Annotated in this window: 25 protein-coding genes; 8 read left to right on the top strand and 17 right to left on the bottom strand. The window is 68.0% G+C overall.

Features of this window, described 5'->3' with window-relative positions; translation table 11 throughout:
• Positions 1 to 7: 7 nt before the first annotated feature.
• Positions 8 to 421: a GFA family protein gene (locus ACSQ9A_RS13960; protein WP_436304053.1), complete on the top strand. Its 414-nt coding sequence runs from the start codon at positions 8 to 10 to the stop codon at positions 419 to 421.
• A 251-nt stretch (positions 422 to 672) separates the two neighbouring features.
• Complete coding sequence (locus ACSQ9A_RS13955) at positions 673 to 1,485, top strand: class I SAM-dependent methyltransferase (protein WP_436304052.1); 813 nt, start codon at positions 673 to 675, stop codon at positions 1,483 to 1,485.
• A 298-nt stretch (positions 1,486 to 1,783) separates the two neighbouring features.
• On the opposite strand, the gene pqqE is transcribed toward ACSQ9A_RS13955, so the two are convergent.
• From pqqE to pqqA, 5 genes are all read right to left on the bottom strand, one after another.
• A complete protein-coding gene (pqqE, locus tag ACSQ9A_RS13950; RefSeq protein ID WP_436304051.1) occupies positions 1,784 to 2,929 on the bottom strand; it encodes a pyrroloquinoline quinone biosynthesis protein PqqE in 1,146 nt (381 codons plus the stop codon).
• Positions 2,926 to 3,216, bottom strand: coding sequence for a pyrroloquinoline quinone biosynthesis peptide chaperone PqqD (pqqD, locus tag ACSQ9A_RS13945; protein WP_093110149.1), 291 nt, complete (start codon positions 3,214 to 3,216; stop codon positions 2,926 to 2,928). The genes pqqE and pqqD overlap by 4 nt, the downstream gene beginning before the upstream one ends.
• A complete protein-coding gene (pqqC, locus tag ACSQ9A_RS13940) occupies positions 3,213 to 3,977 on the bottom strand; it encodes a pyrroloquinoline-quinone synthase PqqC (RefSeq protein WP_436304050.1) in 765 nt (254 codons plus the stop codon). The genes pqqD and pqqC overlap by 4 nt, the downstream gene beginning before the upstream one ends.
• A gap of 23 nt (positions 3,978 to 4,000) precedes the next feature.
• Entirely contained in the window at positions 4,001 to 4,921 is a 921-nt protein-coding gene (pqqB, locus tag ACSQ9A_RS13935; protein ID WP_436304049.1) for a pyrroloquinoline quinone biosynthesis protein PqqB, read from the bottom strand.
• A gap of 73 nt (positions 4,922 to 4,994) precedes the next feature.
• Positions 4,995 to 5,069 carry a pyrroloquinoline quinone precursor peptide PqqA gene (pqqA, locus tag ACSQ9A_RS13930; RefSeq protein ID WP_010100094.1) on the bottom strand — a complete coding sequence of 25 codons (75 nt, stop codon included), beginning with the start codon at positions 5,067 to 5,069 and terminating at the stop codon, positions 4,995 to 4,997.
• A 123-nt stretch (positions 5,070 to 5,192) separates the two neighbouring features.
• Here pqqA and ACSQ9A_RS13925 point away from each other — a divergent pair, with 123 nt between their 5' ends.
• From ACSQ9A_RS13925 to ACSQ9A_RS13915, 3 genes are read left to right on the top strand one after another with little or no spacing between them, the layout of a single operon-like run.
• Positions 5,193 to 6,230 (top strand): alpha/beta fold hydrolase, encoded by a 1,038-nt coding sequence (locus tag ACSQ9A_RS13925; protein ID WP_436304048.1) that lies wholly within the window; start codon positions 5,193 to 5,195, stop codon positions 6,228 to 6,230.
• Positions 6,231 to 6,234: 4 nt separating this feature from the next.
• Positions 6,235 to 7,614 (top strand): ATP-binding protein, encoded by a 1,380-nt coding sequence (locus ACSQ9A_RS13920; protein ID WP_436304047.1) that lies wholly within the window; start codon positions 6,235 to 6,237, stop codon positions 7,612 to 7,614.
• Positions 7,611 to 8,258, top strand: a complete 648-nt coding sequence (locus ACSQ9A_RS13915) for a response regulator (protein ID WP_093110154.1) — start codon at positions 7,611 to 7,613, stop codon at positions 8,256 to 8,258. Before ACSQ9A_RS13920 ends, ACSQ9A_RS13915 begins: the two co-directional genes overlap by 4 nt.
• A 297-nt stretch (positions 8,259 to 8,555) precedes the next feature.
• Here the strand turns inward: ACSQ9A_RS13915 and ACSQ9A_RS13910 are convergent, their stop codons facing one another.
• From ACSQ9A_RS13910 to ACSQ9A_RS13900, 3 genes are read right to left on the bottom strand one after another with little or no spacing between them, the layout of a single operon-like run.
• Positions 8,556 to 9,908 carry a DUF5666 domain-containing protein gene (locus ACSQ9A_RS13910; protein ID WP_436304046.1) on the bottom strand — a complete coding sequence of 451 codons (1,353 nt, stop codon included), beginning with the start codon at positions 9,906 to 9,908 and terminating at the stop codon, positions 8,556 to 8,558.
• Positions 9,905 to 10,765 (bottom strand): DUF6502 family protein, encoded by an 861-nt coding sequence (locus tag ACSQ9A_RS13905; protein ID WP_436304045.1) that lies wholly within the window; start codon positions 10,763 to 10,765, stop codon positions 9,905 to 9,907. Before ACSQ9A_RS13905 ends, ACSQ9A_RS13910 begins: the two co-directional genes overlap by 4 nt.
• Positions 10,766 to 10,795: 30 nt before the next feature.
• Complete coding sequence (locus ACSQ9A_RS13900) at positions 10,796 to 10,999, bottom strand: hypothetical protein (protein WP_436304044.1); 204 nt, start codon at positions 10,997 to 10,999, stop codon at positions 10,796 to 10,798.
• 521 nt (positions 11,000 to 11,520) lie between these two features.
• Here ACSQ9A_RS13900 and ACSQ9A_RS13895 point away from each other — a divergent pair.
• A complete protein-coding gene (locus ACSQ9A_RS13895; protein ID WP_436304043.1) occupies positions 11,521 to 11,856 on the top strand; it encodes a hypothetical protein in 336 nt (111 codons plus the stop codon).
• 1,249 nt (positions 11,857 to 13,105) lie between these two features.
• Complete coding sequence (locus tag ACSQ9A_RS13890; protein WP_436304042.1) at positions 13,106 to 13,687, top strand: hypothetical protein; 582 nt, start codon at positions 13,106 to 13,108, stop codon at positions 13,685 to 13,687.
• A 634-nt stretch (positions 13,688 to 14,321) separates the two neighbouring features.
• Here the strand turns inward: ACSQ9A_RS13890 and ACSQ9A_RS13885 are convergent.
• Positions 14,322 to 14,612: an acyl carrier protein gene (locus ACSQ9A_RS13885; RefSeq protein WP_436290380.1), complete on the bottom strand. Its 291-nt coding sequence runs from the start codon at positions 14,610 to 14,612 to the stop codon at positions 14,322 to 14,324.
• 487 nt (positions 14,613 to 15,099) lie between these two features.
• Here ACSQ9A_RS13885 and ACSQ9A_RS13880 point away from each other — a divergent pair, with 487 nt between their 5' ends.
• Positions 15,100 to 15,399: a hypothetical protein gene (locus ACSQ9A_RS13880; RefSeq protein ID WP_436304041.1), complete on the top strand. Its 300-nt coding sequence runs from the start codon at positions 15,100 to 15,102 to the stop codon at positions 15,397 to 15,399.
• A gap of 328 nt (positions 15,400 to 15,727) precedes the next feature.
• Here the strand turns inward: ACSQ9A_RS13880 and ACSQ9A_RS13875 are convergent, their stop codons facing one another.
• The 8 genes from ACSQ9A_RS13875 to ACSQ9A_RS13840 form a co-directional block, all read right to left on the bottom strand.
• Entirely contained in the window at positions 15,728 to 16,384 is a 657-nt protein-coding gene (locus ACSQ9A_RS13875; RefSeq protein ID WP_436304040.1) for an HAD family hydrolase, read from the bottom strand.
• A gap of 25 nt (positions 16,385 to 16,409) precedes the next feature.
• Positions 16,410 to 18,311 carry an aminodeoxychorismate synthase component I gene (gene pabB / locus ACSQ9A_RS13870; protein WP_436304039.1) on the bottom strand — a complete coding sequence of 634 codons (1,902 nt, stop codon included), beginning with the start codon at positions 18,309 to 18,311 and terminating at the stop codon, positions 16,410 to 16,412.
• Positions 18,312 to 18,845: a formaldehyde-activating enzyme gene (fae, locus tag ACSQ9A_RS13865; protein ID WP_093111717.1), complete on the bottom strand. Its 534-nt coding sequence runs from the start codon at positions 18,843 to 18,845 to the stop codon at positions 18,312 to 18,314.
• A gap of 30 nt (positions 18,846 to 18,875) precedes the next feature.
• Complete coding sequence (locus tag ACSQ9A_RS13860; RefSeq protein WP_436304038.1) at positions 18,876 to 19,706, bottom strand: formylmethanofuran dehydrogenase subunit C; 831 nt, start codon at positions 19,704 to 19,706, stop codon at positions 18,876 to 18,878.
• On the bottom strand, positions 19,703 to 20,632 hold the full coding sequence (fhcD, locus tag ACSQ9A_RS13855; protein WP_436304037.1) for a formylmethanofuran--tetrahydromethanopterin N-formyltransferase: 930 nt from the start codon (positions 20,630 to 20,632) through the stop codon (positions 19,703 to 19,705). The genes ACSQ9A_RS13860 and fhcD overlap by 4 nt, the downstream gene beginning before the upstream one ends.
• Positions 20,629 to 22,308, bottom strand: a complete 1,680-nt coding sequence (locus ACSQ9A_RS13850; protein WP_436304036.1) for a formylmethanofuran dehydrogenase subunit A — start codon at positions 22,306 to 22,308, stop codon at positions 20,629 to 20,631. Before ACSQ9A_RS13850 ends, fhcD begins: the two co-directional genes overlap by 4 nt.
• Entirely contained in the window at positions 22,305 to 23,546 is a 1,242-nt protein-coding gene (locus ACSQ9A_RS13845) for a formylmethanofuran dehydrogenase (protein ID WP_436304035.1), read from the bottom strand. Before ACSQ9A_RS13845 ends, ACSQ9A_RS13850 begins: the two co-directional genes overlap by 4 nt.
• 232 nt (positions 23,547 to 23,778) lie before the next feature.
• Positions 23,779 to 24,507: a HisA/HisF-related TIM barrel protein gene (locus ACSQ9A_RS13840; RefSeq protein ID WP_093111707.1), complete on the bottom strand. Its 729-nt coding sequence runs from the start codon at positions 24,505 to 24,507 to the stop codon at positions 23,779 to 23,781.
• Positions 24,508 to 24,524: the final 17 nt, after the last annotated feature.

Raw genomic sequence — 24,524 nt, 5'->3', positions numbered from 1 at the left:
GAAGAACATGAGTGACGCCTATACCGGCGGATGCGCCTGCGGCGCGATCCGCTACGAGATCCCCGGCGACCCGCTGGTGATGATCCACTGCCAGTGCCGCGACTGCCAGCGCATGAGCGGCACCGGCCACGGCTCTTATCTGACCTTCGCCGGCGCCGGCGTGAAACTCACGGGCGATGCTACGCAATGGGACATGGTTGCCGACAGCGGCAACGTGAAGACCCGCGGCTTCTGCCCCCGATGCGGCTCACCGGTCTACCTGGGGTTCTCGGCCATGCCGCAGATCTTCACCGTGCACGCGGCAAGCCTGGACGACCCGAGCCGCTACAAGCCGCAGCTGGTGGCCTACCGCATGCGCGCCCTGGCGTGGGACCACCTCGACCCCGAACTGCTGGCATTCGACAAGATGCCGCCGGGATGAGCGAAGTCGGCGGGACTCGCCGGTATTCGGCGCTCGGGCATGTCGGTCCGATGCAGCTCGAGAACTATCAAGAAACTTAGGCCGGCGTCCACAGAACGGGCGGCAGCGCGCGCTAGCTCTGGTCGGTGAACTACACGTTTTGCCTGTCCGGGTGAGGTCGTCCCAGCTACCCTTCAAAGACGTTGACGTTGCAATCAACAGCGTCATAGCATCTGGCAGGCACTGCGCCCAGCCGTGCGAAGGAACTGCCGATGAACACCACTTCTTCGAGCTTCGTCGCCGCCGAAGGCGATGGCTACGAACAGCTGATGGGCCGTTGGAGCCGGCGCCTCGCGCTGCCTTTCCTGGACTTCGTCGGAACCGCGGACGGCGACCGCGTACTCGATGTCGGCTGCGGCACAGGCCATCTGGCCTTTGCGGTGGCCCGCCGCACCGGCGCTGGCGAAGTGCGGGGCGTGGACATCGCTGAGCCCTATGTCGAACATGCCAGGCGCCACAACCAAGATGCGCGCATCGTCTTCAATGTGGCCGACGCCTGTGCGCTGCCCTTCCCGGAGCAGAGCTTCGACCGCGTTCTCTCGCTCCTGGTCTTGCACTTCGTTCCGGAGGCAGGTAAGGCCATTGCCGAGATGCGGCGCGTCGCCAAGCCTGGAAGTATCGTCGGTGCGGCTGTATGGGACGCGCGTGGCGGCTGGGTCGCCAACCGCTTGTTCTTCGACACGGCCGCTGCACTCGACCTGGAAGCGAGGGCGCGCCGCGCCCGCAACTACACACGGCCGATGACGCGGCCCGGCGAACTGGCCCGGGCGTGGCGCGACGCCGGGTTCAAGAATGTGGTTGAGACGACACTCTCCATCCGAATGGAGTTCGCTTCGTTCGCGGACTACTGGGCGCCCTTCGAGGGCAAGGACGGTCCTGGCGCAGAATACGTCGCCACGCTTGGCCAGGTCGAGCGCGCGCGGCTGCGCGACGCTGTCGAGGCAGCCTATCTCGACGGCGAAGCAGATGGCCGACGCTCCTACGCAGCGCTCGCTTGGGCCGTCAAGGGCACGGCTCCTGCGTAGAGCGCGTCTCTTCGGTGGCAGACCCTGCCAATGGAGAAAAGCGGAGGCCTGCTATCAACTTGCAGGACCCATGCACGGAAGCGTACGCGAAAGAGGCATTGAGACAGTCCTTTCGTCACCTCTTCGCGTCGTCGTAGCAGTCAAGTTCGCATATTCAAACTGCGCTGCGCAGCCAGTTCAAACTGGCCTGGCAGATCTGCGCATAAGCCTGGGCCGGCAGCGACGCCCCTGCCCCCTCCAACGTTGGTCGCGGGTCGACAGCGGCGAAAGAAAGCGGCCCGCGACATGCCGCACGCCCTCACGCACCCGGCGTGACGGGTGCGGCGAGGCGGCGCGAATTGGCGGGATCGCGAAACACCAGCGGATGTTCGACCGGGCCGGCCGGGTCGCGCGCAGCCGCGCGCTGCACCGCCTCCACCACCCGGTGGTGGTCGGGGCTCTTCGCGCACACCGGATCGGCGGCGGCCGCGTCGTTGGCCAGCAGGTAGGCCTGGCAGCGGCAGCCGCCCAGGTCCTGTTCGCGCATATCGCAGCTCGCGCAGGGCTCCTTCATCCAGCCGGTGCCGCGGTAGCGGTTGAAGCCCTCCGAATCGAACCAGATCTCGCGCAGGCTGTGCGCCTTCACGTTCGGAAACTCGAGGCCCGGCAGCATCTTGGCGGTGTGGCATGGCAGCGCCGTGCCGTCCGGTGCCACGGTGAGGAACATGCTGCCCCAGCCGTTGACGCACTTCTTGGCGCGCCCCTCGTGGTAGTCGGGCGCGACGAAGAAGATGCGCATGCGCTCGTCCAGCCGGGCGCGCCAGGCATCGGTCACCTCTTCGGCGTGGCGCAGTTGTTCATGCGTGGGCAGCAGCTGGTCGCGGTTCAAGAAGGCCCACGAGTAGTACTGGGTGTTCGCGAGTTCGAGGTACTCGGCGCCCATCTCGTGCGCCATCTCGATGATGCGGTCGATGTGGTCGATGTTCATGCGGTGGATCACCACGTTCAGCACCATCGGCCAGCCCTGGTCCTTGATGATCTTCGCCACCCGGTTCTTCAACTCGAAGGTCTTGGTGTGCGAGAGGAAGTCGTTCATCTCGCGCGTGGAATCCTGGAACGACAGCTGCACGTGGTCGAGCCCCGCGGCCTTCAACGCGGCGGCGCGATCCGCGCTCAGGCCCACGCCGGAGGTCAGCAGATTGGTGTAGTAGCCCAGCCGCTTGGCCTCGGCGACGATGATCTCCAGGTCGTCGCGCAAGAGCGGCTCGCCGCCCGAGAGGCCGCACTGCACGGCGCCGAGCTCCCGGCCCTCGCGCAGCACCCGCAGCCAGTCCTCGGTGCCGAGCTCGCTGTCCTGCTGCGCGAAATCGACCGGGTTGAAGCAGAACACGCAATGCAGCGGGCAGCGGTAGGTCAGCTCGGCCAGCAGCCAGAGCGGCGGCCCGGGGCGTGGCGGCTGCGTCATGCGTCCCACCGCAGCCAGTTCTGCTGCGCCGCCATCTCGACGAAGCCCCGCACTTCGGGCTCGAGCCCGGTGGTGTCGAAGGCCTGCTCCAGGTCGGCCACGATCGCGGCGATGCTGCTTTCACCGTCGCAGCGCTTCATGATCTCGCCCGCGCTGCCGTTGAGCCGCACCATGCCCTCGGGATAGAGCAGCACGTGGCAGTCCTGCACCGGCTCCCATTGCAGGCGAAAGCCGGGACCGACGCGGGGCCTGCTCTCGGGGGTCAACACTTTCTTGTTCTCGCTCATGCGCTGTTCACGCCGTAGCGCGTCGCCATCGCATCGTTCATGGCCCACAGGATGTCGAGCTTGAACTGCAGCACCTCCAGCGCGCGCTCCTGCAGCGCCCGGGTGTCGAAGTGATCGAGCGTGATTGCCAGGCCCTGCTCGACGTCGCGCCGAGCCTGGCTCACGCGGTTGCGGAAGTAGTCCAGCCCGGCCGGCTCGATCCATGCATAGTGCGCCGGCCAGGTGGCCAGGCGCTGCTTGTGAATCTCGGGCGCGAAGAGTTCGGTGAGCGAGGAGCACACCGCCTCCTGCCACGGCGCACGGCGCGCGAAATTCACGTAAGCATCTACCGCAAAGCGCACGGCGGGCACCACGTGGCGCAGGTCGCGCACCTCCTCGCGTGCCAGTCCGACGGCCTCCGCGAGGCGCAGCCAGGCCTCGATGCCGCCCTCATCCTTCACGCCGCCGAGTTCGAAGCCATCATGGTCGAGGATGCGCTGCACCCAGCCGCGGCGCACTTCCTGGTCGGGGCAGTTCGAGAGCACCGCCGCATCCTTGATCGGGATCGCGATCTGGTAGTAGAAGCGGTTCGCCACCCAGCCGCGGACCTGCTCGGGCGTGGCCCGGCCGCTGTTGAGCATCACGTTGAACGGATGATGGATGTGGTAGCTGCGGCCGCGCTCGCGCAGCCGGACTTCGAATTCCTCGCGGCTCCATGCCGGCGCGCTTTTGTCGCTGTCGGTGGCCGGGCGAACCGGGTCTTGAATCCTGTCGGCATGCATGGTGTGTGTGGGGCTCCGCGCTCTCAGAGCTGGATCGTCATCCCGTCCTCGCAGGCCTCGATGCCCGCGCGCCGCAGCGCGGCATGCTCATCGGAGTCCTCGTCTAGGATGGGATTGGTGTTGTTGATGTGGATCAGCATGCGCCGCGTGCTCGCGGGCAGCCGCGCGAGCCATTCGATCATGCCGCCCTCGCCCGACTGCGGAAGATGGCCGATCTCGCGCGCCCGCTTGGCGCCGACGCCCAGGCGGATCATCTCGTCGTCGGTCCAGAAGGTGCCGTCCACCATGACGACGTCGGCATTCGCCATGGCGTCGAACACCGGCGGCGTGATGGCGCCCAGGCCCGGCGCGTAGAACACGCTCCTGCCGCTCTTGCGGTCGCGAATCGTGACGCCGATGTTGTCGCCGGCAACCGGATGCTCGCGGTGCGGCGAATACGGCGCCGCCTTGCCGCTCAGCGCCAGCGCGCGAAAGACCAGATCGGGCACGCCGGGCACCTCGAAGGCGCTGCCGTCGATCGCGATCGGGCTTCGCGCCACGCCGCAGTAGTGGGACAGCACGCGCAGCACCGGATTGCCCTGGCTCAGGTCTTCCGCCACCGGGTCGGTGCACCACAGCGGCAGCGGCGTGCCGCGCTCGCGCAGCATGAAAAGCCCCGTGGCATGGTCGACCTGCCCGTCGATCAGCACCACACCGGCGATGGCGCTGTCGCGCAGCTTGCGCGCCGGCTGCAGCACCGGGTTGCTGCGGATCTGCTCCAGGATATCGGGCGAGGCGTTGAACAGGACGCCGTCGTCGCCCTCGTCGGGCCGCACGAAGATCGAGGACTGCGTGCGCGGCTTGGCGCGCACCGTGCTTGCGCGCACGCCTGCGCAATTGGGGCAGTTGCAGTTCCATTGAGGAAAGCCACCGCCGGCGGCCGAGCCCAGAACAGTGATGCGCATCGAAGAAGAGAAAAAAGGGGGCGAAACAACCCGCCCCGGGAGTGCCGGGGCGGGTTGTCACGAGGCGCGCAACTCAGCGGGCGCTGACGTACATCGTGATCTCGAAGCCGAAGCGAAGATCAGTGGCCGTCGGGGTTTCCCATTTCATGTGTGTGTCTCCTGGAAGCGTTGCACGGCGCCGGTCGGCCGCCGCGGGGATCCGTGGTGTCCCTGGCGCATCTTGGACTGCGGGGCCGCCGCGCTCCAGCCATGAAATCATGAATCGCACTTCATGATTTTCATGAATAGCGGCGAAGGGGCCGGCGCTTACCATGGCCCCGTGCTCCCTTCTGGCCTGTACCCCGAATCGCCGCCCCTGCGCACCCATGCACTGGCGGTGCCGCACGGCCATGTGCTGCATGTGGAGGAAAGCGGCGATCCGGCGGGCATTTGCGCGCTCGTGCTGCACGGCGGGCCCGGTTCGGGCAGCTCGCCGCTCTTGCGCCGCTTCTTCGATCCGTCGCGCTTTCGCGTGATCAGCGTCGACCAGCGCGGCGCCGGGATGAGCCGTCCGCGCGGCGCGACCGCGCACAACCGCACGGCCGAGCTGCTGCAAGACCTGCGCATGGTGCGCGAGCAGCTCGAGGTGCCGCGCTGGCTGGTGGCCGGCGGCTCCTGGGGAGCCACGCTGGCGCTCGCCTATGCGGGCTTCGAGCCGCAGGCGGTGGCGGCCCTGCTGCTGCGCTCGGTGTTCCTCCCCACGACCGAGGAGATCGAGGCCTTCTTCCAGGACACGCCGGGCCGCGCGCCCGCCGCCTGGGCGCGGTTCGCGGCGGTGGCGCCGGCCGATCAGCGCCACGACATGCTGGGTTTTCTGGCCCGCGCCCTCCAGCAGGCGCCGACCGTCGACAACGCGGACCTGCACCGGCGACTCGCCCTCGCGTGGTGGCGCTGGGAGCAAACGCTGGCCGGCGGCGCGGCCGCGCCATCCGACGGGATCGAACCCGAGCTAGAAATGCTGGACGCGCTGGTGGACCGCTACCGCGTGCAGAGCCACTACCTGATCCACCGCTGCTGGCTCGACGCGCCCCCGCTGCTCGATCGCCTCGGCGCGCTGCCGCAGGTGCCTACCTTGCTGCTGCATTCCCGCGACGACCGCGTCTGCCGGCCGGACGCCGCGCAGGCCGTGCATGAGCGCCTCGTGCACGGCCAGCTTCGATGGGTCGACGGTGCGGGCCACGATCCGGCGCATCCGGCGATGGCCTCTGCGATGGTCGCCGCACTCGACAGCTACGCGCTGCACGGCCGCTTCGGCGCTAGGGCCTGTTAACGACATGACGCTGCGCCTGAAGATCAACCTGATCGTGAGCCTGCTGACCCTGCTGTTCGTCGCCGCCATGCTCGCCCTGCAGCTGCGCGCCATGCGCGAATCGGTGCAGGAGGAAGTGGTGGCGGCCAATCGCGTGGCTGCGCAGCTGCTGAACCGGACGGCGTGGCTCTACGCGGCCCAAGGCACGCCGGCAATGCTGGCTTTCCTGCAGGGCGTCGGCCGCGTGCGCTCCAACGACATCACGCTGCTCGATGACGAGGAGCAAGTGCTGTACAGCTCGCCGACCTCGGTCTACAAGGCCGGCCGCGATGCGCCGCACTGGTTCGCCGGCCTCGTCTCGCCTGCGCCGACGCAAATGTCCATCGCCTTTCCCGGCGGCAAGCTTATCGTGCGTTCCAACGCCTCGCGCGCGGTGCTCGATGCCTGGGACAGTGCCGCGCTACTGATGCTCAGCGCGCTCGGCCTGCTGCTGATCGTCAATGCGCTCGTGTTCTGGCTCGTGGGACGCGCCACACGCCCGTTCGCGGACATCGTGGACGCGCTGAACCAGCTCGAGAGCGGGCGTTTCGATGTCGCGCTGCACGCCCTGCCCGGGACCGAGGCGGCGGCCATCGGCGCCGCCTTCAACCGCATGGTCGGCATGCTGCAGCAGCACATCGAGACCGAGCGGCGGGCAGTGCGGGCGGAGAGCCGCCTGTCCGAAAGCCGCGAACTCGGCCGGTGGGTCGACCAGAAGATCGAACAGGAACGACGGCTGATCGCGCGCGAACTGCACGATGAGCTCGGGCAGTCGGTCACTGCGATGCGCAGCATGGCCTTGTCGATCGCCAAGCGCATGCAGGCACTCGATCCACAGGCAGAGCAGGCGGCGCGGGTGATCGCCGACGAATCGGCGCGTCTCTACACCGCGATGCACGGCATGATTCCACGCCTGACCCCGCTGGTGCTCGACAAGTTCGGACTGGTGGCCGCGCTCGAGGATCTGGTCGAACGCACGCGAACGAGCCACAGCGAAGTACAGATCGAATGGCAGCTCGGGCTCGAACTCGACCGCGTGCCGATGGACACCGACGCGGCGCTCGTGCTGTACCGCGCCGCGCAGGAGGGCATCACCAACGCGCTGCGGCACGGACAGGCGCGCCGGATCGTGCTTGCCTTGCATCGCGACGAAGAAGCGGTGAAGCTCTCGCTCACCGACGACGGGCGCGGCCTGCCGGGCCCTGAAGCCACCCGGGAAACGGGCGCGGGCCACTATGGCCTGCGCTGGCTCGCCGAGCGCATCGAAAGCCTGGGTGGCGAATTGCGCCTGGAACCCGCCGCGCCGAACGGTGCCCAACTGACGGTGCGCCTGCCCTTGCCGGCGGCCGTCGCGGAGAACCCATGACCCAAGCGACCCAAGCAATCCGAGTGATGCTCGTCGACGACCATGCGCTGGTGCGCATGGGCTTTCGCATGCTGCTGGCCGACGCGCAGATCGACGTCGTGACCGAAGCCGACACCGGCGAGCAGGCCTGCCAGGACTATCCGCAGGTGCGGCCCGACGTGGTGGTGATGGACCTGTCGATGCCCGGCATGGGCGGCCTTGAAGCCCTGCGGCGCCTGCTCGCCCACGATCCGAAGGCGCGCGTGCTCGCGCTGTCGGCGCACGAGGACACCGCTCACCCGCGCCGCGTGCTGCGCGCGGGTGCCCTCGGCTACCTGGCCAAACGCAGCGCGCCCGAGGCGCTGATCGCCGCGGTGAAAGCGGTGGCGCGCGGCGAACGCTACATCGACGCCCATACTGCGCAGGCGCTGGCGACAGCGCAGATCGAGGGCGACGCCAATCCGGCCGAATTGCTCAGCGAGCGCGAGTTCTCGGTCTTCATCCAGCTCGCGCGCGGCATGACCGTGGCGCAGATCGCCGCCACGCTGAACCTCTCGATCAGCACGGTCGGCTCGCACCTCTACCGCGTTAAGCAGAAGCTGGGCGCGAGCAACCAGGCGGAGCTGACCTGGGTCGCGCTGCGCTGGGGACTGATCCAGGTCTAGATAGCGCGCGGACGCCGCGCGTTCAAACCTCGGAAGGCGCTCGTGCTCTGCCCGAACCAGCATGTTCATTTCTGATTGCCCGACGACAATGTCACGCCATGACCGTTTTCATCGATAGGCGGAATACCAGCCTTGAGGCTCGAAGGTGAGCGTCGCGGATGCGGCTAGGGTAGGACGGCTTAGGCCAAAGCCGAAGTTCAAGTGGCCGCTTGACCAAGCTCGACAGGCCCTTCGGACATGCGGGATCACTCGGCCAGGTAGGCGTCCACCCATCAGTTCACGCGATCGGTCATGTGCCTATGGATTGAAGCTGACGCGCGTGGCGATCAGCACGCCATCGACGACCTGCGCGCCCTCGACGCTCACGCGCACCCCGTTGCCCAGGTTCGACGCGGTGCCGTTGACGAACACGACGCCCGGGCCGCCGGCATTCACGGGTTGTCCTCGTACCCGGAAGCTCGAGGCGGAGCTGAAGTTGCCGATGGCCCCGATCAGGATGAACGATGCCGGCCCGCCGGTGCCAGGGATATGCCTGATCTTGAGCTTGGTGGCCTTGAGGATGCCGTTGGACATCGTGCCGGCAACGTCCACCTTCACACCATTGCCGACCGAGTCCGCGAGCCCGCCGGTGATCTGCGCGGAAGAGGCGTCCACCGGCGTGCCCAGCACCCGAAGCGAACCCAGTCCCGCGTAGTCGGTGACGACGCCTGCGAGCTGGACCGGCGTGGCGTTCGCCGTCGGCACCGGGTACCACCACTGCACGAGGGTGGCAGGCAGGCGGCCCGGCAGGGCGGTGCTCGCACGCACGCGCACGAGGGTGCCGTTGGCAGGCGGGCGCCCGTCGGGGCTGCCACTCAGGGCCGCGACGCTGTAGTCGACAACGAAGCTGCCGAGCGTGAAGGTGCGTCGTGCCTGATCGAGGTTCTGGACCGTGCCGGTGAGGATCGGTGCCGAGGGGCCGTGTTGCTCCACGCGCGTCGCACGCAGCACGCCGGGTGCCGCCGGCAGGCCCCAGACCTGCAGCGTCGTGTTGGGTGCGATGGCAGCAAGCCCGCCCGCATCGGCCCAGACGGTGGCGTTGTCGGTGGTCACCGTGGTGCCCATGATGACGAAGCTGCCCTGCGTCAGATCGACCGATGAAAGCGGGCCGCGAATATCGGCAGCCGAATCGACCCGGCGGGCCGTGCCGCTCGTGAAGTCGGCGTTGACCGGCCCGCTGACCTTCACGCTCATGCCCAGCTGCAGGGATGCGGCATCCTCGAGGTTGATGACGGCGGTGTCCGTGTCGTAGCGCAGTCCGCTGACGATGATGCTGCCGGCGCCATCGACCCCGCCGATGCCGGCCGCATCGGCGGTGCTCACGCCGGTGCCGCCGGAGCCCACGCCCGAGCCACTGTCGCCGCTGGAGGCCGTCGAGGTGCCGTTCGAGCCGCCGCCGGCGCCGGAGCTGCCCGAGCTGCCGCCGCCCTGGCCGTCGCCTGCTCCGCCGGCGGGGCTGCCCTCGCCACTGGGAATCAGTCCGCCACTGAATCCCGCGCTGCCGGCACTCCCGAAAGCTGCGCCGCCGCCACCGCCTCCACCGCCGCCGCAAGAAAGCAGCAAGCCGATCAGCAGTGCCAAAAAGCCGTTGCGCAGCAAGGTGCTCGTCATGCCTTTCTTCGCGATCGTTTGGAGGGAGCGGGGGCCGACTTTTTAGCGTACTCGGGTGTGCCGTTTTCGTAGTAGGTGTAGATGCCGATCCTGATGCGACCCGAAGCTGTCTTTTCGGCCTCGTCGAAGGCGCGCGTCATCTCCCGGGTCAACTCGCCGTGAAGTTCGTTCCACCGCTCGCGCACGAGCTCGTGGATGCGTTCGCAGTCCTCCAGCGCAATCCCGGTTGCGAATACCGATCGTTCGAGCAAGGGCGGCTCTGCGCCGAGCGTGTTGGCCACGCTCGCGAGCAGGTGGTCGCGCGTGTTGTCGCCCAGGAAGGCGAGCATCGTCTTCAAGTCCTTCGCCGGAACGAAGGCGGTGGCGTTGAGCTCGGCGCGGCCCTCGTGCTCGATCGCCATGTTCAAACGCACCAGCTCGTCGAGGATGGTGCGGTGGTGCACGTTGCCACGGCTGGCGCGCCGGGCGACGGTTTCGAACGATGACGCCGGGGCTTCGGCCACGATGGGCAGGGACCGGTGCGCAGGGTCCTCGTCGATCATGTGCAGCCACAAGGTCAGGGTCTTGGCCGCAGCCGACATCCCGGTGTGCGGCAACGGATCTTCCGCTTCACGCACCATGGCAGTCACCGCCTTGCGGTTCAAGCCTGTCGTCACCGACAGCTGACTGATGTTCGGCTCGGCGCCCTTGGATTTGAGCCAAGCGCTGCGCGCTTCGTCAACCAGCACGTCGCGCAGCAGTTCCTCCAGGTGGGCATGCTTGACGCCGAAGGCCAGCGCGAGCCTGACCAACGGCCGCATGACGCGTGCGCAAGCCGAGAGGACCCAGGAGAGTTGGCCTTCTGTCGTCTGCGTCATCTGTCGCAGATCGATCGACGCCGGGCTTGATCACGCTTGGCGTCTTTCGATCCAGTGGGTTTCGTGGCCATGAAGTCTGTCTCCCAGCGCTGCAGCCTGTTGCAGCCTCTCTCTATTGCGAGGCGTGTCAGGAACCCACAAGCCGCCGTTGACCTGGGTAGGAGCTTCCCGCAGCACCTTGTCAGTCCAGCGCAGCCTGATCTCGAACAGCGCGCGCAAGGTTTGGTGCGACACGTGGATCCTTGGACGGGGTGAGATCGGCGTTAACACCCAGTTACCAACTGGACCAGCGACATCCGCCGAAGTCTTACAAAAGTCCTCGCCACTATAAGACAAGAGTAGTACAAATGTGAAGCCTTCACATTTGCCGCGCCGTCGCAGGAGAGCGAGATGTCAAAGTCTGTCACACGCAGAAAGGGCCCGCTAGCGAGGAAGAGGCGCCGTCTTGCTGCACTGCGGCACCGCGGCGCGCGGGCACGAAGGTCCATCGAACCTTGCGAGCGAAGTGCCCGCAGGGCAAGGGCTGCGGCGGTGCGGGTCCGCAAGGCAGTTCAGGGCCGCATCGTTCGAGCGTTCCGAAAGCAGATCGAAGGTTCGGGCGCCGGTCCCGACGACACCGACCTACTGATGTTTGCAAGGATCGCCGTCGCCGAACACCGATTGGGGCGAAGCCTGGCTCAAGCCAAAGCGCAACGCTACCGCGGCGCGCGGGCGCACACCGAACCCGCAACCGTCCTTCGTCCAGGAGCGCATCAATGACAGCCGCTGCCGTTTTTGTTGCCGAGACTAAGAGTCCCTCTTCGAGCGTTGCCTTCGGCAACCTCATCGATCTCGCAAGATTGCAAGCAGGCACCTCGGCGGAAATCTGTGAGGCCTGCAGCACCATCAACACGGGCTCCGCGCGCTTCTGCAAATGCTGCTCTCACAAGCTGCCTGCGTTCTATGCAGCCAGCAAGAATTCGGGCGAACAGGTACCGCCGCCGAAGCCGCCGCGTGGCCTCTCGAAGCGGGCATGGGCCATGGACTTCGTGGCGTTCTGGGTCGTGATCAATTCGCTCGTGATCATCACGAAGTTCATCCCTATTCTGTAGCGCCCCAAGCGCTGCTGTCCTGTCCGGGGGAATGCCGGTATGACGAAGTTCTGTGAGTCGTGCCACACGCCCAACAGGGACCGCGCCAGGTACTGCTGCGGCTGTGCCGGCAAGTTTTCGGGCATTCGCTCGGGCACGACGACCTTCGACACTACCGTCAGCGAGCCGCGCTGGCTGCAAACGGCTTCGCCCTCTTTGTTGCCATTGAACGCTGCTGTTCTGAAGCAGAAAAGTCAGCGCGCGCCGAGACGCATCGGCTTTATCCCCGTGCCGCACGGCGTCGACGTCTCCATCGTCTGGCTGTTGATCGTCCTGGCGCTGTTGTATGGAGCCTTCGTCTTCTGGTACTTGGGCCGTTCTGCGATGAGCGGCCCGACGCTTTCGAGCGCGATCTCGTCTCTGCTGCAGTCGGCCAACCTGCCCACGGAACGAACGGAAGCGCCTCCGTCGCAATCGCCCCTCGTGCCGGTGGGCCCGTCGACGGCAACTTCTCCCCCGCCTTCTGCCGGCTCTGTGAACCGCGCGGCGAAAGCTGTTCCCCAGCCGCCTGCAGCCTCTGTGGATCAGACGATGGCCACTGCTGCGCCGCCGGCGGCGCCTGCGGACCAAACAGTGGTGGTCACTCAATCGGCCGCGCCGGCAACGGAAGGCGCAAAGCAGCCCGAATCGCCGCACACTCCATCAAGCGTGCCTGCCCAGGATGCACCGACTGACTCGGTCGCCCAAGACGACCTCGCTCCGCAGCAGGCTCCAACAACCGTGATGACGGTCCGCATTTCGCCTAGATCGGCGCGTGTCGCACCGACGCCGACACCGGGGCCGGTGCCAAGAGTGCAACAACCCCCAGAGCCCAGAACTGCCAGGACAGACGCGTTCGAAGCCAAGGCTGCCACGCCGGCCACTTCGGCACCGGCACCGGCGCCTGCCGTGGCGCTGGTGAGGCCGCCTGCTGCTGAAACGCATCTCAGCGTCGGCGACGCGCGGCCATTGGCGCGTCCAGATACACGGTTCCAAGCCGCCGCTCCTCCTGCGGCACCAAGAAGCTCGGCTGCATGCGACCGGTACAACCCCTTTGGGGAGGCGCCTTGCTTCAACACCAGGAACGCAAGTCAGTTGGTGCGATCGCCCCTGGTCGGGGGCTCAGGGTCACCTCCGGGGGCGACCGGTTTTTCTGGCGCGGCCAACTCAGCTGTGATCCCCAAAGGTTCGGGCGGAGGCGGGACCGTTGGAATAGCCAGCGCAGACCCGGGTGGTAGCGGCGCCGGCGGCGGAGGTGCTGGTGTTGGCGCAGGCGCTGCTGGCGCAGGTGGCGGCGGCGCAGGTGGCGGCGGCGCAGGTGGCGGCGGTGCAGGTGGTGGTGGCGCAGGCGGTGGTGGCGCAGGCGGTGGCGGCGCAGGCGGTGGCGGCGCAGGTGGTGGCGGCGCAGGCGGTGGCGGCGCAGGCGGTGGCGGCGCAGGCGGTGGCGGCGCAGGTGGTGGCGGCGCAGGCGGTGGTGGCGCAGGCGGTGGTGGCGCAGGCGGTGGCGGCGCAGGCGGTGGCGGCGCAGGCGGTGGTGGCGCAGGCGGTGGTGGCGCAGGCGGTGGCGGCGCAGGCGGTGGCGCAGGCGGTGGCGGTGGTGGTCCCGGCAGCGGCGGTGGTGGTCCCGGCAGCGGCGGTGGTGGTCCCGGCGGCGGCGGTGGCGGTCCCGGCGGCGGTGGTGGTGGTCCCGGCGGCGGCGGTGGCGGTCCCGGCGGCGGTGGTGGGCCTGGCAGATAAGGGCCAGCAGAAGCGACCGTCGCGCCCAGCTCCACAGGTTCCGCAGGATGAATGGTGCGCCGGACCGACCAAGTAGGCGGCGTCCTGCGGGGTGCACCGAACCCTTCCGATGCGGTTGCACTGGAGGAAGGTCAAGCTAGCGTTTCGAGTTCGGGAAAGCCGGAAACGGACACCCCGAACGCGCGGAGGCTCTGCCCAGAGACGAAAGTCCGGGCAGGGCTTCTTGTAGCGAACCTAGCTCCACAGGCTACAGCTCGGGCCGGTCATGGACCGTGTTGGACTGCAATCATTCAGCCGTCAGGGCGTCAAGTCACGATCTCCCAATGGACCGCGTCCTGACGAAATGTGGCGCACTGGAGCACGCGTCGAAGCTTGTCGATTGAATGCGCGCCGCAGCCACCAAGTGGGCGGCAAACCAGGCAACTGAGCAAGTCATGGCAGCGCGGAACTCGGCGCCAGGCCTCCCGTTAGTCGCGACTGCAGCCTTTGAGCTCATGGTGCCTATTTCGCCTTCAGGTAGGCACGAACCTTGGGCGCGCCATGCGCGGCTCAACTTGCCCTCCGCGAGCAGCGCGGGATGGCCCCGCCGTGGAGAGTTCGACCTCTATCTCACCGACGACGGGCTTGCTGCCATCAACGAGCCCTGGCCTCGCCAAGAGGCAGCGTTCGAGCGATGACGGATATGCCGCTATTGACGGCGACCTCGGCTGTCACTTGGCTTGCGTCATCCGGATCTTGTCGTCGACTACCGCCGCGAGCCCGGCCAGCGTGTCCACGCTGTTCGTCTCGTCATCCGCAATAGAGATGGAGAAGCGGTCTTCGATCGCGAACACGAATTCGATCAGCGTCAGCGAATCGAATCCCTTGTCGCGCAGGGGCGCGTGTGGTTCGAGCGCTGCCGCTTCGCTGCCGTATAGCTTGAGGATCAGATCCCGAAGTTCGTTCAGCGAACTTGGGCCCGAGCTCACGTCAACCATGGTGTTGTTCAGTGACGAGTCCATGCGTATTCCCGGTCAAGTACATCTTGGCACCTATGTGAAGAGTATGTGAAAAGTTCACATCCGCCGAATATTGCCGTACATTGCGCCTGATGCGACGTAAGACAGCACGCTCTTACGTGGGGGACAGCCCCAACCGACGGAAAGGAGAAAGCCAGGTGTCCCGTAAAGCACGTGCCCTCATCGAAATCAGGCTGCGGCGCTCGAACGACGTAGTCCAGCAAGAGACTGTGGCCGTTGTCCATGAGCTGTGGCGGCCGGACACACCTCATAACCGGGAAAAATTGGCCTTCGTTGCACACCGGGGAAATCGTCTCTTTGGTAACGATACCCACTGAGTCGAACGACGATTGGCATGACCGTCGTTCGCGCCGTTGCATGCCCGTGACCACATCCTAGAGGTGGTCCGGCTGCCGCCGGCAGCTGACTCTTGGTACAGCGTTGCCCCAACTCCGAGTTGCAGCTCGTGCAGCTTCCCAGGGAGATCAATATGAACAATGAGATTCAGAGGAAATTCGACTATCGAGGCGCGGTCATCACCATCGAGGTGACTGGTGATGGCGAGCAGATTTCCGCGCATGCCGATGTCCATCGGGGCGGCGAGTTCGCGGGCCGGGTCGCGTTGACCACGAGCCAGGCCGAACGGGAGATCATTTTTGACAAGCTCGACTGCAAGGCGAAGAAGCTCGTCGACGGCCAACAAACGGGATGCGACGACAGCCAGCGGCCATTGGCTCCTCTTTCCATAGCGGCGCATGGTCATCCTCGTCCGCACAGCCTCATGGACTGACAAGACGCTGATCGACTGCGGGCGCTTCTATCTGGGCCGAGCGCACGCCTGACGGCTCGTCTTCGCGACGTGAAGCCAGACGCTGTACTACCGCAGCACGCCATCCGAGCTCCCGCGCCGAGCTTTGGCGGAAGGTTCGAGACGCGATCGCGCCGCTCAAGGCCGCCAAGCTCCGCCTGGTTCATTCCAGTTCCCGCCCAGGCTGATGTGCAATCAAGGGGGCCGCGACCATGTGCTGGAGGGACTGACGTTGAGAGTTCACGGCGAAGGCCGGCTCCTGGCCGACTGTAGCCGGTCGCGCTGCCGGAGGACTCCCGACATCGGCCCTTCAGGCGCGTTCGAGAATTTCCCAGCCGGCATGCAGGGCCAGGGCGCGCAGGCGCTCGTCCGGGCACACCGCCACCGGATCCGAGACCGCGTCCAGGAGGGGCAGGTCGCTGATCGAGTCGGAATAGAACCACGACTGCTCGAGGGCCTCGAGGCTCATGCCTCGCGCGGCCAGCCACCGGCTCACATGCATCAGCTTGTGGGCGCCGAAGCAGGGGTCGCCGTTGATCGCCCCGTCGAGCGCATCGTTGACGACCAGCGACTGCGTCGCCAGCACGTCGGCAACGCCGAACAGCCGGCCAAAGGGCTCGGCGATGAGCCAGGTGGTGGCGGTCACGATGGCGCAGAGGTGGCCCGCGTCCTGGTGCCTGCGCACCAGCGCGCGCATCGCCTCGGGCACCTGCGGCGCCATCTCGGCCTCGAACTCGCTCGCCCATTGCCGCAGCACGGCGAGGCCGAAGCGCGCCAGCGGCGCGACGCTGATGCGATGCAGTTCGCGGATGTCCAGCGTGCCGGCCACGTACTGCTGGCAATAGCCCAGGTAGACCGACTCCGCATCCGCCGGCAGGACGCCGCGCGCGATCAGGAAGCGCGTCCAGGCCATGCCGCTGTCGAACGGAATCAAGGTGTGGTCGAGATCGAACAGCGCCAGCTTCATTTCCGGGCCGGGATCGAAACGCGCATCACGCCGCCGAAACCTCATGCGCCTGGAGCTGGAGCTGCGCCGGCAATGCGCCCCGCAGCGCGTTGCACACCACGAGCGCCTGCGCCGCCTGCAGGTCTTCCCGGCGCAGCGTGCGTTCGGCGGCGCGCCACGCGGGATCTTCCAGCAGCACCTCGCGCATCACGCCGGGCAGCGCGCCGTCGTCAAGCGGCGGCGTCCACCATCGCCCATCGATGCGCGCGAACAGTGTGCTGCGTCCGCCTTCGGCGAGCCGGCCGTCGGCCGTGAAGAACAGGCTGTCGAAGGCGCCGGCGCTTTCTGCGGCACGCACGCCGGCGTCGTAGTGCCGGCGCAATGTGGTCTTGTGCGCAGCCAACGGGTTCGCATCGGGCAATCGCTCGTCGGCGATCAGCAGCTTCACCGCGCCGCCGGCCAGGGGCGCCAGCGGTGCGTGCGTGAGACGAAGCCGCCCGTCATGCGCCAGCGCCAGGCGCAGGCGCGAGGGCTGCCGCGGCGCGAGTGCCGGCAGCGCGTCGCGCAAGGCCACGAGCGATGCGTCGCGGTCGAAGGCGAAGCCCAAGGAGCGGGCGCTGCGCGCCAGCCGCGCCAAGTGTCGCTCCAGGTGCCGGATGCCTTCTGGGGTGGCATGCATGGTCTCGAACAGCTCGAAGCCGGGGTCGAGGCCGGTGAGAAAGCGGGCCTTGAGCCGGCACTCTTCGAACTCGTCGGCAGCGCGGCTGTCCTGCACGATGCCGGCGCCGATGCCCAGCCGCAGCGGCCGCGACTGCCCGGCCTCGGCGCCGAGCGTCAGGGTGCGGATCGCCACCGACAGGCAGAAGTCGCCGATGCGCGCGCCGTGCGCCGGCGCATCGACCCAGCCGATGGCGCCGCAGTAGAGCCCGCGCGGCGTGCTCTCCAGTGCGGCGATCCATTCCATCGTGCGGTGCTTGGGTGCGCCGGTGATGGAACCGCAGGGAAACACCGCGCGCAGCAGCTCGGGCATGCCGACCTCGGCGCGCAGCCTCGCCTGCACGGTCGAGGTCATCTGGAACACCGTGGCGTAGGGTTCGACGGCGAACAGCGCCGGCACCTTCACCGAACCGATGCGCGCCACGCGGCCGATGTCGTTGCGCAGCAGGTCGACGATCATCACGTTCTCGGCGCGGTTCTTGGGGTCCACCGACAGCAGGCGCGCCATCTCGCTGTCGCCCTCGGGCGCGCCGCCGCGCGCCGCCGTGCCTTTCATCGGACGCGCTGTCAGCACGCCGGCATCGTGGCGCAGGAAGAGTTCGGGCGAGCACGAGAGCACGTGCGTGACATCGCCCTCCTCCTCCTTCTCGCTCTGCGGCAAGGCGATCAGCGCGCCGTAGGCCACGGGCTGGCGCGCGCGCAGCCGCCGGTACAGGCTCACGGGCGAACCGTAGCTTCGGCCTTGCAGGCGGTAGGTGAAGTTGACCTGGTAGGTCTCGCCCGCCCGGATGGCGGCGTGAATGCGCGCGATGGCATCGGTGAAGGCGGCCTCGTCTAAGCTGGACACGAGCTCCATCACGCCGGCTGCCTGCGGCTCGCCGGCTTCGGACGATTCGCTCTGTTCGCGCTCCGCGAGCCAGGTGGCGACATCGTCGGCCGAGAGCCTCGCGCATTGGCGAAACATCAGCACCCGCAGCGCCGAAGCATCTTCCGATGCGAGCCGCGCCTGCCCGGCATGCAGCAGCTTGGCACCCCACTCGTAATCGGCCAGAAGGACCGCGTGCAGGCCCTGCCGCAGATCGGCATCGACCTGGTCCCACACGGTGTCGAGACTCGCCGGGTCGGTGCACCGGTGCTGGCGGACATAGCCGGTGTACAGCCGGCTGGTCGGCCGCTCGCGCGTCGAGGCGCAGTCGTCGAGCAGCGCGAAGCTGAGACAGTCCCTAGGCATTCAGCTCCAGTCGTCCATGTCGTGCTTGATCCGGTGGCGGTTGGCGATCAGTTCGTCCACGGTGGGCTCGTTGTTCAACGCGCGCCGGATCGCGAGCTTGGTGGCCTCGTAGTTGGTGCGATACATGTCTTTCTTGTCGAGATTGTCGTCCCTGGCGCATCGCGGATCGATCCACACCAGGCTGATGATGCACAGCTCGTTGGCCAGGTCCTTGGGAATGATGCCCTCGATCAGGCAATCGACCACCGCGTCGGCGGTCGCGCTTTGCACCACCCCGCCGAAGAGCTCGATGTTGGCCGAATCCTTGAGCGTGACCTTGGGCACCATGATGGTCGCCGGTCGCACGAGCTGGTTGCAGGCGCGAATCGCGAACATCGCCGTGTGGCCCTTGCTCTGCGCCATCATGCCGGCGAAGGCGGCGCCCACCGGCCCGTCGACAAGGCCGATCAGGATCTCCGGCATGGCATCGGTGAACTGGCCGTCCTTGGCGAGCACGGTGGCCTCGCCGGCGTGGAAGAGATGGGGATGCGTCACAGAAACTCCAGATGTTAGAAGAGCCGTGGGTCACGGGTTCACGTAGATCAGCTCGCCCTTGCCATCGGCTGCGAGATCGCCCAGATGGCGCTCGATGCGGCGCGCTGGCAGTTCGCCGAAAGCTCCGCCATGGCGCGCCAGATCGCGCGCCAGCAAAGCCCAGAACACGGGGGTCGCGGCGCGATTCGCCACGAAGGTCGGCATCGTCTCGACGCCGATCGGCACGGCCGCGCCGGGCCCCGCAAACACCACGCTGCCGCGACGCATGCCATGGCCCGCATGGACGCCGACACGGCCACCCACGGCGATGGTGCCCGCGACCATGCGCGAACCGAGGAAAGCCCCCACGTCGCCATGGACCAGGGCGGTGCCGCGCCGCATGCGGTCGCCGAAGCGCTCGCCCGCATTGCCGCGGACGATAAAGGTGCCGCCGCGCATGCCGTCCATGCTGCCGGGCAAGGTGCTGGCGGCGAAGTCGCCGACATCGCCCTCGACGGTGAGCGTGCCGCCCGCCATTTCGCAAGCAGCCAGCAGGCCTGCGCGGCCCTCGATCTGCAGCTCGCCCGCGCGCATGCAGCCGCCCGCATAGTCGCCGGCATGGCCCTCGACGCGAATGCGGCCGCTGTCCATCTGCCAGCCGATGCGGTCGAAGCGTTCGAGACTGCCTTCGAAATGCAGCACGCCCTCCTCGCGCGGCGCGATGTCGAAGAGTTCCGCCAACGCCAGCGTCGTGTTGCCATGGCCGACCGGCAGCCGCTCGACCTGCTCGATCGGGAGCCCTGCAAGCACGGCCGGCGTGATGCCGCGCAGATCGACGCGCAGCGCAGGCGCCTGCCGCAGCCTGAAATGCCACCCGCTCATTGGTCATCTCCCGCGGCGAGCAGCCTGCGCAGATGGAAGTGGAACGGACCCAGCTTGCCGCCGTAGTTGCCGGCGGAAATGCGCAGCAGTCCGCCGGGCTGTCCGATCGCCACGGCGGCCTCCATGCCCACGCGCATGGCCGCGCCCACGTCGGCCTCCGTCAGGCCATCGATCACGATCTCCATCACGCAACCGATCTGCTGCGCCGGCCCGCCGTGCGCCAGTTCGCTATGCGCCACCAAACCTACCAAGGTGGGGCAAAAGGCGTCGTTGGTCGACGCGCTGAGCGCCGGGTACTTGCTGCCAACCTTGGAGCCCGAGCGCACCACGCCGCCGGGGAAGGGCATGATGACGTTGGGCAGCTGCTTCATCGCCGCCACCGCGGCCTCGGCCACGGCCAAGGCCGCATCGGTATCGCGCGCCAGCAGCAGCAGGTTGCCGCCGCCGACGGCCTTGACCACCGCCGTGGTTTCCTGCGCGACGAACTCGCCGTCCATCACCGGCACGCGCCAGTAGCGAACACCGGCGATCACCTTGCTGGTCTGCCAGCCGTCACCGAAGAAGCGCAGGTTCTTGCCCAGGGCCACGGCTTCGCCCTCCGCGATGCCGGCGAACACCGCCGTCGTCGGGCAGGTCAGCACACATTGGCCGACACGGCGTTCGATCTGCTTCGCCAGCTCCTTGCCCGACATCGAGAAGATCAGCACCGCAATGCCCGGCCGGCCATCGGGCGTTTCCTCGGGCGCCAGTTCGCGCTCGATGCCGGCTTCGCAGCCGCAGGCGATCACCGAAGTCGCGAAGCCGGTGGCCGACACCGCCGCGTGGCGCGCCCAGACGGGGTTGTGCGCCGTGATGACGATGCGCGTGGCCTTCATCGGGAATGCCTCGGCGAAGCCGTCGTCGATCGCGACGCCGTTGACGATCATGAGGTCCCCTCGAAACAGGCCGCCGGCAGCAGGCGCCCACCGCGGCAGCACTGGCACAGTTCGTCGTGGCCGATCGCGAGGTGATCGAAGTTGACCGACCCTTGCGCGGCGAGGTGCCGGCGCAGCCGTTGCTCGATGCCGCGGTCGTACTCCGGCGCGACGAAGTGGGTGCCGCCCACGGGCACCGCCGTCACGCGGCCGGCGCGCGATACCAGGACGCCGTCCTTGAACACGTACGCGGGCGTCGCGAACATGGCCTCGCGGTTGCCGTCCTCGCGGTACACCGCGATGTCGGCTGCCGCGCCCGCGCCCAGGTGGCCGCGGTCGCGCAGGCCCAGCAGGCGGGCGGGACCGGCGCGCGTCATGATCGCAATCTCGTAGAGCGACAACTCGCGCGTGATCGAGCGCAGCGCGGCGTGCGCAGCCACCTCGGGATGCAGCTTGGCCAGTTGCTCCTCCCGAAAGCTGCGGTCCATCAGCAGGCGGATCAGGTGCGGATAGCTGGTGAACGGGCCGCCGTTGGGATGGTCGGTGGTCAGCACCACGCGCCATGGGTCGTCGACCAGCAGGAAGATCTCCAGCCCGATCACCCACTGCAGCGCATTCACGTAGCTCTGCTCGCGATACCGGAAGGGCACTACGCCACAGCCTGCCTCGCATTCGATGTCGGCACCGATCCATTTGCGTGGATCGGCCAGGCCCGACTGCGCGTGCTGCCGCATGGTGTCGCCGGAGGCCGTGACGGTCTGCCCGAACATGATCTGCCCGACGTCGATGCTGACGTTCTTGTGCGCGTTCACCACCTCCGCGAGTTGCAGGGCGGCCGAGGAGAACTTCTTCGGCCCCTCGGTGCCATAGGCATGGAACTGGATGTGCGTCAGGTGTCCGGGCAAGCCCTCCAGCGCGGCGATGGTGTCCAGCGTGGACTGGATATTGCCGGCCACCCCGAGGTTGCTGCCGTGGATGTGCAGCGGATGCGGCACCCCCAGCTCGCGCAGCGCGCGCGCCAGCGTGTGCACCACCTGCCTGGGCGTGATCTGCCAGTGCACGTGGTTCTCGTCGACGTCGAGCTTGCGCTGGTTGAACTTGAAGGCCGAGATGCCGCCGGGGTTCACCACCTTCACGCCCATCGCCTTGCTGGCGTTGATGGTCCAACCGGCGTAGTCGCGGATGCGTTCGAAATCCCAGCGCTCGGCCAGCATGCGCAGGAACAGCTCGTCGTTGCCGAGCATCACGTAGGCGCCATGGTCGAGGATCGGCGTGTCGCCCATTTCCATGTGCGTATGGCGCGCATTGCAGGCCATCATGGCTGGCTCGAAGGCGGCCGTGTAGCCCATCTCGACGTAGCGGTAGCCGGTGGCCAGCGTGCCGGGCGTGCAGGTGCCGCAGGAGGCCATCTCGAGCGCGTTGTCGGGCAGCGCAAGAGGGTTGGCGTTGGCCCGATGGTCTTCCGGCATCAGCATGCGCGCGAGATTGACCTTGCCGCCGCCGATGTGGGTGTGCATGTCGATGCCGCCGGCCATCACGATGCAGCCGCTCGCGTCGATGTCCTCGGTCGCGGCGCCATGCGGCGCCGGCTCGACGATGCGGCCCTCGCGCACATGAAGATCGCGCACCTCGTCGCACCCGTTCGCCGGATCGATGACGCGGCCGCCGCGCAGGCAAAGGGTCGTCATTGCGCAAGCCCTCGCCTCAGTGCCCGTACCGACTGGGTCAGGCGCCGGACGACGTCGCTCACGCTGGGCAGCCCGTCGTCGTACAGCGGCCGCAACGGCAGCAGGACCGAGCCGTCGGTGCGGAAGAGATGGCCGCCGGACCCGATGCCCGGCGTCGACACGGGGATGAACACCAGCTCGCGGGCAGGCATCGCTTCCTGCTGTAGCCGCATCTGCGGATGGCCCAGGACGATGCGCGGCAGGTCCACCGGCGGCGGCCCGGGTTCGGGGCCGAAGCTCGACACCCACAGCAGCGTGTCCACCGCGCCATCGGCCAGCAAGCGCTCCGCATCGAAGCACAGCGGCTCATGCTCGAGTCCCGCAGGCCCGGCACGCGAGCGCAAAGGCAGGCCGGACAGCCAGGCGAACACCTGGTTCACGGTCGCGGCGCCGTCGTCGCCGCCCAGCGACAGCGAGGCCGCGCGCGTGCTGCGGTTGAGTGTGGCGACGATGCGCTGGATGCCTTCGACGATCAGCGCGCCGTGGGCGGGCAGGCATCCGGGCTCGTACACCAGCACCGCATAGCGGGCTGCATGCAGACGCTCCGACAGTGCTGCGAGGTCGGCCGGCACGCGCGCATCGTCCGCAGCGAGACGGCCGGCCACGAGCGCCGCGAGCAGCGCCACGGTGTCGAACAGATCGCCGTGCAGCGGCAAGATCTCGGTGCGCGCGCCCTCCGGCCCGCCCACGCCGCAGCGGCGGAAGAATTCCGGATAGCGCGGCGTGGGCTCCCCGGTCATGCAGACGATGAGGTCGGCCCGGGTCCTCACTTCGGCCAGCGTGGTCGAGAAGCCGCCGCGATCCTGCAGCGCGCGCAGGCCGTGCATCAGCGCCGGTCCGCGGGCCGGGTCGCAGATGGCACCCGTTTCGCAGGCCAGCGCATAGAGTGCCCGGGCGCCCGCGACATCGGTGCCGAGGCCGCCGAACAAGGGCTGGCGGCTGGCCGCGAGCAAGGATGCGGCGGCGGCCAGCGCGGTATCGAGATCGCAGTCGCGGCCGTCGACCCGCGGCCGCTCGGTTGCGGCCGCGCCGCCGAATGCGGCCAGCGCACTGCGCGCGCGCGGGCACTCGCTGCCGGTCAGCCTGGGCGGCGTGCCGGGCGGCCCGAGCTCCACGCCGAAGCTGTCGCACAACAAGGGGCAGAAAGGACAGGTCCACGGGGCTTGGCCGGGCTGCGCGCTTGCGTCGACTGGAGTCATGGGCAGGCAACCACGCAAAGCACGTGCCATTCACCCGCCAGGCGAGCCGTGCCTGGACGAAGCCCGGCTGACACACACGTTATGAGACAGAGTGTTGCGCTTTCGGGCGGTCAATGCGCGCCGGCAAGCGCCGATGGCAGGGCGCGCGAGCCGCTCGCGGGATGGCACGGTTCGTGTGTGCAGGGCGCTGATGGCATGCCCCCGAACCTTCCTCCCACCGGGCGTCCTCGGTTCAGCGCCGCATCCGCGGCAGCTGCAGGTCGTGCAGCGCGCTGGCCACGAGCCAGGCATCGGCGCCCGCCGCGCTGGCGCGCGCCAGGTCGTCCTCGCTGCGGATGCCGCCTGCACCGATCAGCATGGCGCGCGGCGCCAGGCGGCGCACCTCCTGCAAGGTCTCCAGGTCCGGCCCGGCGCCGGAGCCGACGCGCTCGAGCGTCATCACGATCAGCCGCTGCGGCCACAACTCCACCGCGTCCCAGCAGCCGGCGGCGTCGAGGCGCTGGCCGTCGCGCCGGTCCAGCGACAGCGCGGCCCGGACTTCGTCTTCACCGGCGCCGTTGCCGAAACAGCGCGCCAGCGCCTCGCGCGAACGCAGGGATTCGCTGCCATACACGAACACGATGCGCGAGGCGAACGGTGCCAGCTGGCGGCGCAATGCCTGGCCGGCCGATGCATCCGCCAGGCCCGCGTCCAGCCAGAGCTCGATCTCGGGCAGCGCCTGCAGCAGATCGACCAGCACCGCAATCTGCGTGGCCCGGCCCTGCAAGGCATCGAGGTCGGCCACGTACAACTGCCGCGCCGCACAGTGATCGCACAGGATGCGCGCCACCGTCACCGGATCGCTGCTGGCGCACAGCGCCGACACGATCGGCCGGTACGCTTGCCGGTCGCCGCGCACGGCACGCACCACCTGGCCTTGCAGCAGGTCGATGACGGGGATCAGGTTCAATTCGGAGATCATGGGTAAGCACCCGGAAG

Source organism: Variovorax sp. LjRoot290 (genome assembly GCF_964253985.1).
Classification (GTDB): Bacteria; Pseudomonadota; Gammaproteobacteria; order Burkholderiales; family Burkholderiaceae_C; genus Variovorax.
Note: the sequence above shows the minus strand (reverse complement) of the source record. Positions and strands in the feature narration are given on the sequence as shown.